Annotated in this window: 14 protein-coding genes; all 14 read left to right on the top strand. The window is 68.6% G+C overall.

The window, feature by feature from the left end; translation table 11 throughout:
* Window positions 1-4 precede the first annotated feature (4 nt).
* The 14 genes from LQ771_RS02720 to LQ771_RS02785 all read left to right on the top strand — a co-directional run bounded on the left by LQ771_RS02720 (window position 5) and on the right by LQ771_RS02785 (window position 12,229).
* Complete coding sequence (locus LQ771_RS02720) at window positions 5-511, top strand: flagellar basal body-associated FliL family protein (RefSeq protein WP_231350874.1); 507 nt, start codon at window positions 5-7, stop codon at window positions 509-511.
* A 10-nt stretch (window positions 512-521) separates the two neighbouring features.
* Window positions 522-1,535 (top strand): flagellar motor switch protein FliM, encoded by a 1,014-nt coding sequence (fliM, locus tag LQ771_RS02725; RefSeq protein WP_231350875.1) that lies wholly within the window; start codon window positions 522-524, stop codon window positions 1,533-1,535.
* Window positions 1,532-1,867, top strand: coding sequence for a flagellar motor switch protein FliN (gene fliN, locus LQ771_RS02730; RefSeq protein WP_231350876.1), 336 nt, complete (start codon window positions 1,532-1,534; stop codon window positions 1,865-1,867). Before fliM ends, fliN begins: the two co-directional genes overlap by 4 nt.
* A gap of 54 nt (window positions 1,868-1,921) precedes the next feature.
* Entirely contained in the window at window positions 1,922-2,278 is a 357-nt protein-coding gene (gene fliO / locus LQ771_RS02735) for a flagellar biosynthetic protein FliO (RefSeq protein WP_231350877.1), read from the top strand.
* A 20-nt stretch (window positions 2,279-2,298) separates the two neighbouring features.
* Window positions 2,299-3,105, top strand: coding sequence for a flagellar type III secretion system pore protein FliP (gene fliP / locus LQ771_RS02740; RefSeq protein ID WP_231351836.1), 807 nt, complete (start codon window positions 2,299-2,301; stop codon window positions 3,103-3,105).
* A 373-nt stretch (window positions 3,106-3,478) separates the two neighbouring features.
* Entirely contained in the window at window positions 3,479-3,748 is a 270-nt protein-coding gene (gene fliQ / locus LQ771_RS02745; RefSeq protein WP_231350878.1) for a flagellar biosynthesis protein FliQ, read from the top strand.
* Window positions 3,748-4,530, top strand: a complete 783-nt coding sequence (gene fliR / locus LQ771_RS02750; protein ID WP_231350879.1) for a flagellar biosynthetic protein FliR — start codon at window positions 3,748-3,750, stop codon at window positions 4,528-4,530. The genes fliQ and fliR overlap by 1 nt, the downstream gene beginning before the upstream one ends.
* Before the next feature lie 7 nt (window positions 4,531-4,537).
* A complete protein-coding gene (flhB, locus tag LQ771_RS02755; protein WP_231350880.1) occupies window positions 4,538-5,674 on the top strand; it encodes a flagellar biosynthesis protein FlhB in 1,137 nt (378 codons plus the stop codon).
* Window positions 5,675-5,701: 27 nt separating this feature from the next.
* The gene (gene flhA, locus LQ771_RS02760) at window positions 5,702-7,795 is read left to right on the top strand and encodes a flagellar biosynthesis protein FlhA (protein ID WP_231350881.1); all 2,094 of its coding nucleotides are present in this window, start codon (window positions 5,702-5,704) and stop codon (window positions 7,793-7,795) included.
* 198 nt (window positions 7,796-7,993) lie between these two features.
* Entirely contained in the window at window positions 7,994-9,361 is a 1,368-nt protein-coding gene (flhF, locus tag LQ771_RS02765; RefSeq protein ID WP_231350882.1) for a flagellar biosynthesis GTPase FlhF, read from the top strand.
* A complete protein-coding gene (locus LQ771_RS02770) occupies window positions 9,358-10,302 on the top strand; it encodes a MinD/ParA family protein (protein ID WP_425491301.1) in 945 nt (314 codons plus the stop codon). The genes flhF and LQ771_RS02770 overlap by 4 nt, the downstream gene beginning before the upstream one ends.
* A 1-nt stretch (window position 10,303) precedes the next feature.
* Window positions 10,304-11,119, top strand: coding sequence for an RNA polymerase sigma factor FliA (locus tag LQ771_RS02775; RefSeq protein WP_231350883.1), 816 nt, complete (start codon window positions 10,304-10,306; stop codon window positions 11,117-11,119).
* A gap of 64 nt (window positions 11,120-11,183) precedes the next feature.
* Window positions 11,184-11,591, top strand: coding sequence for a chemotaxis response regulator CheY (locus LQ771_RS02780; protein ID WP_231350884.1), 408 nt, complete (start codon window positions 11,184-11,186; stop codon window positions 11,589-11,591).
* A complete protein-coding gene (locus tag LQ771_RS02785) occupies window positions 11,588-12,229 on the top strand; it encodes a protein phosphatase CheZ (protein ID WP_231350885.1) in 642 nt (213 codons plus the stop codon). The genes LQ771_RS02780 and LQ771_RS02785 overlap by 4 nt, the downstream gene beginning before the upstream one ends.
* Window positions 12,230-12,242 lie beyond the last annotated feature (13 nt).

Consider the following 12,242-nt stretch of genomic DNA (forward strand, 5'->3'; position numbering starts at 1 on the left):
AGGCATGGCAAGTACGGAACAGGAAGTGGTGGCGTCGACGAAGAAGAAGCGCTCGCCGCTGGTGATCGGCCTGGTGGTCGCGCTGCTGGCGGTGTCGGGCGCGTGCGCCTACCTGTTCATGTCGCGCGGAAACGAACGGCCCGCCGCCACCGCCACCAACGATGCCGGCGAGACCGTCCCGGCCAAGACCCAGCCGGAATTCTTCCTGCCGCTGGACCCCGCGTTCGTGGTCAACTTCCGCGACGACGACGCCATGCGCTACCTGCAGGTCGGCGTCACCCTGATGTCCCACGACCAGGCCACGCTCGACACCGTCAAGGGCATCGACCCGGTCGTGCGCAACGCGCTGGTGATGCTGTTCAGCCGCCAGAGCTACTCCATCCTCAGCGACCCCGCCGGCAAACAGAAGCTGCAGGCCGAGGCGCTGGAAGCCGTGCGCAGGATCGTCGAGGCGCGGACCGGCAAGCCCGGCGTCGACGCGCTGTACTTCACCAGCTTCGTGATGCAGTGAGGCCGCGCCCATGAGCGACCTGCTCTCCCAGGACGAAATCGACGCGCTGCTCGACGGCGTCACCGGCGGCAGCGTCGCCACCGGCGAGGACGAGCCGCCGCCGAGCGAGGCGGTGCAGTCCTACGACTTCACCCAGCAGGACCGCATCGTGCGCGGCCGCCTGCCGACGCTGGAGATGGTCAACGACCGCTTCGCGCGGTTCTTCCGGCTGGGCGTGTTCAACGTCCTGCGCAAGAGCTGCGAGGTGTCGGTGCTGGGCGTGAAGATGGTCAAGTTCGCCGAGTACGTGCACAGCCTGGCGGTGCCGAGCAACCTCAACCTGGTGAGGATCAAGCCGCTGCGCGGCACCGCGCTGGTGGTGTTCGAGCCGCGGCTGGTGTTCACCGTGATCGACAACTTCTTCGGCGGCGACGGCCGCTTCCACGCCCGCATCGAAGGCCGCGATTTCAGCGCGATCGAGAACCGCGTGATCCAGATCATGCTGACCGAGCTGTTCGCCGCCATGAGCGAGGCGTGGAACCCGGTGCTGCCGCTGGAGTTCGAGTACCTCAACTCCGAGATCAATCCGCAGTTCGCCAACATCGTCAGTCCGACGGAGACGGTGGTGATCTCGCGCTTCCACGTCGAGCTCGACGGCGGTGGCGGCGAGATCCACCTGACGCTCCCCTACGCGATGGTCGAGCCGATCCGCACGTTGCTCGACGCCGGCGTGCAAAGTGACCTGGCCGATCGCGACGACCGTTTCACCGAGCACCTGCACGAGGAGGTGCTCGACGCCGAGGTGGAGCTGAGCACGCTGCTGCTGGAGACCGAGCTCTCGATCGGCGATTTCCTGCGGCTGCGCCCGGGCGACGTGATCCCGGTCGCGCTGCCCGAGCATTGCACCGTCTTCGCCGAGGACGTGCCGGTGTTCCGTGGCCGCTACGGCCAGGCCAACGGCCAGACCGCGATCCAGTTCCAGACCCATGTCGGCCGCCGCGAGAGGCGTGCGTCCGGCGAGTTCACAGAGAAGAAAAGCGCATGATTGCCAATGACGCCGCGGTCGCCGACCGCATCGAATCCGACGCCCTGAACGCCTTTGCCGCCGAGGGTGGCGATGTCAACCTGGACATGATCCTGGACGTGCCGGTGACGGTCGCGATGGAGGTCGGTCGCACCCGCATCAGCATCCGCAACCTGCTGCAGCTCAACCAGGGCTCGGTGGTGGAACTGGACCGCGCCGCCGGCGAGCCGCTGGACGTGTTCGTCAACGGCACCCTGGTCGCCCACGGCGAGGTGGTGGTGATCAACGAGAAGTTCGGCATCCGCCTGACCGACGTGGTCAGCCCGGCCGAGCGCGTTCGAAAGTTGCGTTGAGCCGTGAATAGGGAATCGGGAATCGGGAATCGTTGGCTGCGGGCGCTTGCGCCCGTGGTGGCGGCACCCGAGGTAAGTGTTGGCGGCGAGCTGCTGCGGGTGCTGCTGAGCCTGGCCGCGGTGATCGCGCTGATCTTCGTGGCCGGCTGGATGAGCCGCCGCCTGCAGGCGCGCAGCCTGCCGGGTGGCCGGCGCATCCGCTGCGTGGAATCGATGGCGGTCGGCGCACGCGAGCGCGTGCTGCTGATCGATGCCGACGGCAAGCGCTTGCTGGTCGGCGTGGGGCAGGGGGGCCTGCGCACGTTGCACGTGTACGAAGGCGCGGCTCCGGCCGACGCCCATCCGCCGGCGCCGCTGCCGGCCGCTCCCAACTTCGCGCAACTGCTGTCGCGCTGGAAAGGCAAGTCGTGAAACCGCAGGTTCTGAAAGTGATGTCGTTCCGCGGCGCGCGCTGGGTGCTCGTGCTGGTGCTGATGTTGTTGCCGTTGTTCGCCTTCGCGCAGGCGGCGCCCGCCCCGGCCACGCCGGCACTGAGCATGCCGGCGAGCCCGGCGGCGCCCGGCGGCATACCCGTGCTGACCGTGCACGACGCGCCGGGCGGCGCGAAGAACTGGACGCTGTCGCTGCAGTTGCTGGGCCTGATGACGGTCCTGACCCTGCTGCCGGCGATCCTGCTGATGATGACTTCGTTCACCCGGATCATCATCGTGCTGGGCTTCCTGCGCCAGGCGCTGGGCACGCAGTCGACGCCGCCCAACCAGGTGCTGCTGGGACTGGCGCTGTTCCTCACGCTGTTCGTCATGGGCCCGGTGTTCAACCAGGCCTACGGCGATGGCGTCAAACCGTACATGGACGGCCAGATGACCGCCGAGCAGGCGCTGCCCGCCGCCAGTGCGCCGTTCAAGCGCTTCATGCTCGACCAGACCCGCGACGCCGACCTGCAGCTGTTCACCCAGCTGGCCAAGGAGAAGCCCTACGCCGGCAAGGACGACGTGCCCTTCCGCGTGGCGATGCCGGCGTTCCTGACCAGCGAGCTGAAAACCGCGTTCCAGATGGGCTTCCTGCTGTTCATCCCGTTCCTGATCATCGACTTGGTGGTCGCCAGCGTGCTCATGTCGATGGGCATGATGATGGTCTCGCCGATGATCATCTCGCTGCCGTTCAAGATCATGCTGTTCGTGCTGGTGGACGGGTGGACGCTGTTGATCGGGACGCTGGCCGGAAGTTTCTACACATGAGCGCCAGACACGCCTCGGCCCTCAAGCTCCCTGTCCCCCGGTTTCTGCCGGGGGAGAGGGTTGGGGAGAGGGGGAGGCCTTTCGCTCGGGCTCTGGCTTTTGAAGTGCTCGTTTGCCTGTCGGCCGGATCCTGGAAGAACGACATGCCTTCCTGTGCGCGCTTTTCTGAAGGGATTGAGGCGCAGGGCAAAGGCCTCCCCCTCTCCCCAGCCCTCTCCCCCGGCGTGGCCGGGGGAGAGGGAGTTGCGTGCGGCGGCTTCTAGCTCTTCCGCTTTCCGATTTCCCGATTTCCCGATTTCCCGATTTCCCGATTTCCCGATTTCCCGATTTCCCGATTCCCGATTCCCGCCTCCCGATTCCCAGCTCCAGAACCATGACCCCTGAATCCGTCATCGAATTCGGCCAGCACGCGCTCTACGTGGCCATGCTCATCGCCGCGCCGCTGCTGCTCACCGCGCTGGCCGTGGGCCTGTTGATCGGCGTGATCCAGGCGGCCACGCAGATCAACGAGATGACCCTTTCGTTCATCCCCAAGCTGATCGCGATGGCGGTGGTCGCGCTGATCACCGGCCCGTGGATGCTGCGCACGCTGGTGCAGTTCACCCGGCAACTGATCGAGGGCCTGCCCGGGGCCGTGAAGTAATGGCCAGCGGCATCACCACGGTGGATCTTGCCCAGCTGGAAGAGTGGCTGGGTGGCCTGCTGTGGGCGATGGGGCGGGTCGGCGGCCTGTGCCTGATCGCGCCGGTGCTGGGCGCGTCGGTGATTCCGGCGCGCATCCGTGTGGGGTTGGTGGTGATGCTGACGCTGGTGCTGGCGCCGCTCGCGCCGGCGGCGGTCGACCCGTTCAGTGCCGCGGGCGTGGCGACGATGGCCAGCCAGGTGCTGGTCGGCGCCGCGGTCGGCTTCGTGCTGAAGCTGGTGTTCGAGGCGGTGGCATTCGGCGGCGAGCTGGTGGGGCAGGGCATGAGCCTGGGCTTCGCCGAGGTGGTCAACCCCGGCGGGGGCGGTACCACGCCGGTGCTCAGCCAGTTCTACACGGTGCTGGTGACGCTGCTGTTCCTGGCGCTCAACGGGCATCTTCGTCTCGTCCAGCTCCTGGCCGACAGCTTCCACACGCTCCCGCCCGGTCCCGTCGCGATCGATGCCGAGGGGCTGCATGCCGTGGTGCTGTTCGGCACGCACCTGTTCGCCGGCGCCGTGCGCGTTGCGCTCCCGGCAGTCACGGCGTTGCTGGTGGTGAACATCGGCTTTGCCGCGATCAGCCGCGCGGCGCCTTCGATGAACCTGTTCGCGGTGGGCTTCCCGATCACCCTGTGCCTGGGTTCGGTCGCGTTGTGGATGGGCCTGCGCGCGCTCCCCGGCGCATTCGAGACGCTGCAGGACAGCGCCTGGTCGTTGATGCACGAGCTGCTGAGGGGCTGACCGTCCCATGGCCGAGAACGACGACCAGGAACGCACGGAACAACCCTCCGAAAAACGACTCAGGGAGGCCCGCGAAAAGGGCGACGTCCCCCGATCGCGCGACCTCTCCGGCGCCCTGGTGGTGCTCGCCGGCGTCGCGGCGTTGCTCTCGGGCAGCGAGCGGGCGATGTCCCACGCCCGCGCGATCTACGCGCTGGGTCTTTCCTATAGCCGCGAGGCGCTGTTTTCCGATGCGCTGCCGGGCCGCGTGCTCACCCTGGCGGTGCGCGAGGCGTTGATGCTGTTCGCGCCCGTGGCGGTGGCCACGCTGCTGGCGGTCTTCGCCGCGCCCATGCTGCTGGGCGGCATCAGTTTCAGCGGACAGGCGCTGCAGCCGAAGTTCGACCGGCTCAACCCGGTGGCCGGACTGGGCCGCATCTTCGCCATGCGTGGCCTGGTGGAACTGGGCAAGGCGCTGCTCAAGCTGCTCTTCATCGGCGGCGCGCTGGCGCTGCTGCTCAAGCACTCGGTGGACGAGCTGCAGGCGCTGGGCCGTGCGGACGTGGCGCTGGGCGTGGCGCACGCGATGTCGCTGCTGGGCCGCTCGGCGTTGCTGTTCGGCGCGCTGCTGGCACTGATCGGCGGCGCCGACGCCCTCTACCAGAAGTTCGACCACGCCAAGCGCCTGCGCATGACCCGCCAGGAGCTGAAGGACGAATCGAAGGAAACCGAGGGCAACCCCGAGCTCAAGGGCCGCATCCGCCAGGTGCAGTTCGAGATGTCGCGCCGCCGGATGATGCAGGAGCTGCCCGGCGCGGACGTGATCGTCACCAACCCGACCCATTTCGCCGTCGCGCTCAAGTACGACGAGAGCGGCGCCGGCGCGCCGCGCGTGATCGCCAAGGGCGTCGACGTTCTGGCCCAGCAGATCCGCCTGGTGGCCAGCGGCCACCGCATCCCGATGGTCGAGGCCCCGCCGCTGGCACGCGCCTTGTATGCGACCACCTCGCTGGGCCGGGAAATCCCGGTCTCGCTGTACGTGGCGGTGGCGCAGGTGCTGGCCTACGTCTACCAGCTCAAGCAGGCCACGGCACGCGGCGACGAGCCGCCGCCGGCGCCCCGGCCCGAGGTCGATCCGGATCTGATGGGCCCTTACAAGCTTTAGAACTTCAGGCTTTAGAAGGAACAACGCATGGCCGCCGCTGGCGCAATGGAAAGTCTCAAGCAGCTCGGGCGCCGCGGCGTCGGCGCGCCGGTGGTCATGCTGGCGATGCTGGCGATGGTCATGCTGCCGATGCCGCCGTTCCTGCTGGACATGCTGTTCAGCTTCAACATCGCGCTGTCGCTCGTCATTTTGTTGGCGGTGATCTACGTGATGCGGCCGCTGGAATTCGCCGCTTTTCCGACGGTCGTGCTGATGGCGACGCTTTTACGTCTCGCCCTGAACATCGCCTCCACCCGCGTGGTGTTGCTGCACGGCCACGACGGCCCGGGGGCGGCCGGCAAGGTGATCGAGGCGTTCGGCGAGTTCGTGATCGGCGGCAACTTCGCGGTCGGCTTCGTGGTGTTCGCGATCCTCACCATCATCAACTTCGTGGTGGTCACCAAGGGCGCCACCCGAGTGTCGGAGGTGACCGCCCGCTTCACCCTGGACGCGATGCCCGGCAAGCAGATGGCGATCGACGCCGATCTCAACGCCGGCCTGCTGACCCAGGAACAGGCCCGCGAGCGCCGCCAGGAAGTACGCGAGGAAGCGGACTTCTACGGCTCGATGGACGGTGCCTCCAAGTTCGTCCGTGGCGACGCCACCGCCGGCATCCTGATCCTGTTCATCAACGTCATCGGCGGCTTCTTCGTCGGCATGTTCCAGCACGGCCTGCCGGCCGGCGAATCGGCCAGGACCTATACGCTCCTCACCATCGGCGACGGCCTGGTCGCGCAGGTGCCGGCGCTGATGCTCTCGATCGCCACCGCGGTGATCGTCACCCGCGTGTCCAAGTCGCAGGACATGGGCAAGCAGGTGATCGGCCAGGTGTTCGGCCAGCCGCGCGCGCTGGCGGTGGCCGGCGCGGTGCTGGGCGTGATGGGCCTGATCCCGGGCATGCCGAACCTCGCTTTCCTGCTGCTCGGTGGCTGCTGCGGTGGCGCGGCCTACCTGATGATCAAGCGCGAGCGCGAGACCAGGGAAAAGCTCGCCGAAGCCGTAGCCGAGCCGACCGCCGCGCCCGCACTGCCGGCCGAGCGCATGGAACTGGGCTGGGACGACGTGGCCAGCGTCGATCCGCTCGGCCTCGAAGTCGGCTACCGGCTGATCCCGCTGGTGGACACCCATCAGGGCGGCGAGCTGATGGGCCGGATCAAGTCGGTGCGCCGCAAGCTCTCGCAGGAATTCGGATTCCTGGTGCCGGCGGTGCACATCCGCGACAACCTGGACCTGGGCCCCAACACCTACCGCATCACCCTGATGGGTGTGCCGATGGGCGAGGCCGAGGTGCACCACGAGCGCCTGATGGCGATCAATCCCGGCCGCGTGCACGGCCCGCTGCAGGGCATCCAGACGCAGGACCCGGCGTTCGGCCTGGAAGCGGTCTGGATCGAGCAGGGCCAGCGCGAGATGGCGCAAAGCCTGGGCTACACCGTGGTCGACCCGGCCACCGTGGTCGCCACGCATCTGTCGCACATCCTGCAGACCCACGCGCACGAGCTGATCAGCCACCAGGACGTGCAGCAGCTGCTCGACCGCCTGGCGCAGACCGCGCCGAAGCTGGTCGAGGACCTGGTGCCCAAGCGCATGGCGCTGGGCGTGGTGGTCAAGGTGCTGCAGAACCTGCTGGCCGAGCGCGTGCCGATCCGCAACATGCGCACCATCGTCGAAACCTTGGCGGAGCACGCGGGGCAGAGTCAGGATCCCGGCATGCTCACCGCCGCCGCGCGCGTCGCGCTCGGCCGGCAGATCGTGCAGGAGATCACCGGCCTGGGCACCGAGGTGCCGGTCATCACGCTGGCGCCGGAGCTCGAGCAGATCCTCATGAATTCCCTTTCGGGCGGCGGCGTGGCCGGCGCGGCGGTGGAACCGGGCCTGGCCGACCGCCTGCAGCAGAGCGTCGCCGACGCCGCGCGCCGCCAGGAAATGAGCGGCGAAGCGGCCGTCCTGCTGGTCGCGCCGCAGCTTCGCCCGTGGCTCGCCCGCTTCACCCGCCACGTGGCACAGAACCTGCACGTACTGGCCTACAACGAGGTGCCGGACAACCGCAGGGTGCGGCTGGTCCAGGCGCTGGGACGGTAGAGCCGGGATGACGGCATTCGGGATTCGAGATTCGGTGAGGCCTGGGATGAGGGGATTCGTGATGGGAGATCCGGAAAGGCGAGCGATGACGCGAGTTTGCGACGGCTCGGCTTTTAACGAATCCCGAATCCCGAATCTCGACTCCCGACCTGCCCAATCCCGAATCCCGAATCCCGAATCCCGCTTGCGGAGCAAGCAATGAAGATCAAACGTTTCGTGGCGCCGGACATGCGCCAGGCGATGCGCGAAGTACGCGAGGAGCAGGGGCCGGATGCGGTGATCCTGTCCACGCGCAAGCTCGACGAAGGCATCGAGATCATCGCCGCCGTCGATTACGACGAGGCGCTGGTGCGCGAGGCCGCGCGCCATGGGGCGGCCCCTGCGCCGGCCGCCGAACCGCCGGCCTTGCCGACGCGTGCTGCCGCGCCACCTCCGCCGCCGCCGGTGCGCGAGGCGCGCGTCGAAACACTGGCGCCCGCCAATCACCCGTCGCCGGTCGACCCCGCTCTCCGTAGGAGCCCACTCGTGGGCGATGCTCTTCCCGCCAACACCAACACCAACACCAACGCCAGCGACGCGGGCCTCGACCCGCGCGCCGGGGAGCCGCCGGCCGTCCACCCGCTGATCGAACGCGCCGCGCAGGACACCGTGCGCATGCGCGCCGAGCTGTCCAGCCTGCGCGAGATGCTCGAGATGCAGCTCTCCAGCCTGGCCTGGAACGACATGGAACGCCGCCAGCCGATGCACACCCGCGTGCTGCGCGAGCTGACCCGGCTCGGCATCGACGCCGACGTCGCCCGCGCGCTGGCCGATGAACTGCCGCCGCAGATGACGCCCGAGCAGGCGCGCTACCTGCCGCTGGGCATGTTGAGCCGGGGCATCGCGGTCAGCGGTCGCGGCCGCTCGGACGAGGCCGGCGTCACCGCGCTGGTCGGCCCGACCGGCGTGGGCAAGACCACCACGCTCGCCAAACTCGCCGCCAAGGCGGTGGTGCGCCATGGCGCCTCGCAGGTCGCGCTGGTCAGCACCGACCACTACCGCATCGGCGCCGCCGCGCAGCTGGAGCACTACGGCCGCCTGCTCGGCGTGCGCGTCTATCCGGCCTACGACGCTGACAGCCTGCGCCAGGTCCTTCAATTGCTGAAGGGGTGCCACACCGTGCTGGTCGACACCGCCGGCCTGGCCGGCAACGACCCGCGCCTGGCCGAACAGCTGGACGCACTGCGCGCGGCAGGCGAGCTGCGCGCGTGCCTGGTGCTGGCCGCCAATGCGCAGGCGCAGTCGCTGGAGGACGCGGTGCGCGCCTACCTGCCGGTCAAGCCGCACGCGGCGATCCTGACCAAACTCGATGAGGCGCCCAGCCTCGGCGGCGCCCTGTCGGTGCTGATCCGCCACCGGCTGGCGCTGGACTACACCACCGACGGCCAGCGGGTGCCCGAGGACATTGCCGCCGCCGACGCGCGCCTGCTGGTGTGCCGCGCCGCGCGGGCGCTCAAGGGCAACGCGCCGGGCGCCGACGAGGCAGTACTGGCCGAGCGCTTCGGAACGATGGTGGCCCAGGCATGAGCGGAATCCTTGCAATGAATCAGGCGTGGGGCTTGAAAGACATGTTCAACGCGATCACGGGCGAGCGTCACGACGCGCCGCCCGCACCGCACCGGCCGGACCAGGCGGCCAACGCCGGCGCGCCGCGCCGTCGCTGCCGCGCGATCGCGGTGGCCGGCGGCAAGGGTGGCGTCGGCAAGACCACCGTGGCGGTCAACCTCGGCATGAGCCTGGCCATGGCCGGTCGCGACGTCATGCTGCTGGACGCCGACATGGGCCTGGCCAACGTCGACGTGCTGCTCGGCCTGGCGCCCTCGCGCCACCTCGGCCACCTGCTCGACGGCTCGGCCACGCTGGAAGAGCTGGTACTCGATGCCCCGCACGGGCTCAAGGTGATCCCCGGCGGCTCCGGCGCGCGGCGCCTGGCGCAACTGGGCAATGGCGAGCACGCCGCGGTGATCCGCGCCTTCGACGAGCTGCCCCGGCCGCCGGACTACCTGCTGGTCGACACCGCCGCGGGCCTGTCGGACAACGTGGCGATGTTCGCTGCGGCGGCCGACGACGTGGTGCTGGTGGTCTGCGACGAGCCGGCCTCGCTCACCGACGCCTACGCACTGATCAAGGTCCTCTCCCGCGACTTCGGCGTGCGCCGCTTCCGCTTCGTCGCCAACCTGGTGCGCAACCTGGGCGAGGCCCGCGCGCTGCACCAGAAGCTGGCCAAGGTCAGCGACCGCTTCCTGGACGTGGTGCTGGACTTCATGGGTTTCGTGCCGCAGGACGAGCGGCTCAAGCAGGCCATCCGGCGCCAGAGCGCGGTGGTCGACCTGTGGCCGGCGGCGCGTTCGTCGCAGGCATTCAAGCAATTGGCAGGTGCGGTCGATAACTGGGAGGAACCCGCGCGCGCGGGCCTGGACCGCATCGCGTTCTTCGGTGGCCAGGCCGTGACGGCGTCGGGGTGGTGAGATGAGCGTGGCATCGGAATATCTCCAGCTGCAAAAACAGAGTGCGGACGAGTTGGTGCGCCAGCACGCGCCACTGGTGCGTCGTATTGCCTATCACCTGATGGGGCGGTTGCCGCCAAGCGTGGACGTGGGCGACCTGATCCAGTCCGGCATGATCGGCCTGCTCGAAGCCGCGCGGCACTACGCCACCGATCGCGCCGCCAGCTTCGAGACCTATGCCGGCATCCGCATCCGCGGCGCCATGCTGGACGAGCTGCGCAAGACCGACTGGACCCCGCGCTCGGTGCACCGCAAGGTGCGCGAAGTCGCCGAAGTGGTGCGCCAGATCGAGATCGAGACCGGGTCCGACGCCGGTGACGCCGAAGTCATCAAGCGCCTGGGCGTGAGCGCGGAGGAGTACCACCAGATCCTCGCGGATGCCGCCAGCGCGCGCCTGCTCAGCCTCACCGCGCCGGACGACGGCGACGGCGCACCCGCGTTCGACGTGGTCGACCAGGCCAGCCTGGGACCGGCCGAGAACATCGAACAGGACGGGCTGCGCCAGGCGCTGATCGACGGCATCGCCGGCCTGCCCGAGCGCGAGCAGCTGGTCATGTCGCTCTACTACGAGCAGGAATTGAACCTGAAGGAAATCGGCGCCGTGCTCGGCGTGACCGAGTCGCGCGTGTGCCAGATCCACGGCCAGGCGATCGTGCGGCTGCGCGCGCGCATGGGCGATTGGCGTGAGGACGGGATTGGGGATTCGGCAGTCGGGAATCGCAAAGGCAAAGGCAAAGGCCGGCGCGCTTCCCCGCCCGATCAATCCTCTCCACGTTGACACCCCATTGAATCCCGAATCCCGAATCCCGAATCCCGAATCCCGAATCCACGGCAGAGGCCCAATGGACAAGAACATGAAAATCCTCGTGGTGGACGATTTTTCCACCATGCGGCGCATCGTCAGGAACCTGCTGGTGGAGCTCGGCTTCACCAACACGCTGATCCAGGAAGCCGACGACGGCAACAACGCGCTAATCATGCTCCGGAGCCAGCCGTTCGACATGGTCGTGACCGACTGGAACATGCCCAACATGACCGGCATCGACCTGCTGCGCGCGATCCGCGCCGAGCCCTCGCTCAAGGGCCTGCCGGTGCTGATGGTCACCGCCGAGAACAACCGCGACCAGATCATCGCCGCGGCGCAGGCGGGCGTGAACGGCTACATCGTCAAGCCGTTCAACGCGGTCACGCTGAAGGAGAAGCTCACCAAGATCTTCGAGCGCCTCGCCGCCGCGGGAGCCAGCGCATGAGCGCCGTACTTGCCACCTTCGACGAGACCGCGCTGCCGCCGGAGCTGCAGAACCTCCTCAACAGCGCCGACGGCGCCGCTTTCGAGCAGGCGCTCGATGCACTGGTGCGCCAGCGCGAACAGCACCTGTTCCGCGCGCTGGGCCTGCTTGCGCGCGACCTGCATGGCGCGGTCAGCCGGCTCGGCAACGACCTGGCGCAGGAAGGCGTGCCCGGCCGCGTGGCCGACGTCCGCAAGCATCTGAACGACGTGCTGGAAATGAGCGCCCAGGCGGCCCACCGCAGCATCGATTTCGCCGAGCGCATGAGCCCGGAGGCCGACGCGCTGGCGCAGAGCGCCGAGCAGGTGCTGGCCTCGGCCGCGCCGTGCGACCCGGTCGCCAACCTGGCCCGCCAGGCCGGCACGTTCGCCGGTCATTGCCGCGAAGGTCTCAACGACATGGTGATGGCGCAGTCGTGGCAGGACCTGTCCGGCCAGCGCATCAAGAAGGTGGTCAACTTCATCGAGTCGGTGGAGTCCTCGCTGCTGGAGCTGGTCCGCCTGACCGGCGCGCTGTCCGGCCGCGAGCCGCCGCCGGTGGTGGAGAAGATCTCCGGCCAGGACGAGGCGGACCGCCTGCTCAGCGAATTCGGCTTCTGAGCCGGACCGGAGC

The organism is Frateuria soli (assembly GCF_021117385.1).
Taxonomy (GTDB): Bacteria; Pseudomonadota; Gammaproteobacteria; order Xanthomonadales; family Rhodanobacteraceae; genus Frateuria_A; species Frateuria_A soli.

Excerpts from the sequence above, each read along its gene's own strand:
- LQ771_RS02720 (WP_231350874.1), top strand. The coding sequence starts at position 5 with ATGGCAAGTACGGAACAGGAAGTGGTGGCGTCGACGAAGAAGAAGCGC.
- fliM (WP_231350875.1), top strand. The coding sequence starts at position 522 with ATGAGCGACCTGCTCTCCCAGGACGAAATCGACGCGCTGCTCGACGGC.
- fliN (WP_231350876.1), top strand. The coding sequence starts at position 1,532 with ATGATTGCCAATGACGCCGCGGTCGCCGACCGCATCGAATCCGACGCC.
- fliP (WP_231351836.1), top strand. The coding sequence starts at position 2,299 with ATGTCGTTCCGCGGCGCGCGCTGGGTGCTCGTGCTGGTGCTGATGTTG.
- fliQ (WP_231350878.1), top strand. The coding sequence starts at position 3,479 with ATGACCCCTGAATCCGTCATCGAATTCGGCCAGCACGCGCTCTACGTG.
- fliR (WP_231350879.1), top strand. The coding sequence starts at position 3,748 with ATGGCCAGCGGCATCACCACGGTGGATCTTGCCCAGCTGGAAGAGTGG.
- flhB (WP_231350880.1), top strand. The coding sequence starts at position 4,538 with ATGGCCGAGAACGACGACCAGGAACGCACGGAACAACCCTCCGAAAAA.
- flhA (WP_231350881.1), top strand. The coding sequence starts at position 5,702 with ATGGCCGCCGCTGGCGCAATGGAAAGTCTCAAGCAGCTCGGGCGCCGC.
- flhF (WP_231350882.1), top strand. The coding sequence starts at position 7,994 with ATGAAGATCAAACGTTTCGTGGCGCCGGACATGCGCCAGGCGATGCGC.
- LQ771_RS02770 (WP_425491301.1), top strand. The coding sequence starts at position 9,358 with ATGAGCGGAATCCTTGCAATGAATCAGGCGTGGGGCTTGAAAGACATG.
- LQ771_RS02775 (WP_231350883.1), top strand. The coding sequence starts at position 10,304 with ATGAGCGTGGCATCGGAATATCTCCAGCTGCAAAAACAGAGTGCGGAC.
- LQ771_RS02780 (WP_231350884.1), top strand. The coding sequence starts at position 11,184 with ATGGACAAGAACATGAAAATCCTCGTGGTGGACGATTTTTCCACCATG.
- LQ771_RS02785 (WP_231350885.1), top strand. The coding sequence starts at position 11,588 with ATGAGCGCCGTACTTGCCACCTTCGACGAGACCGCGCTGCCGCCGGAG.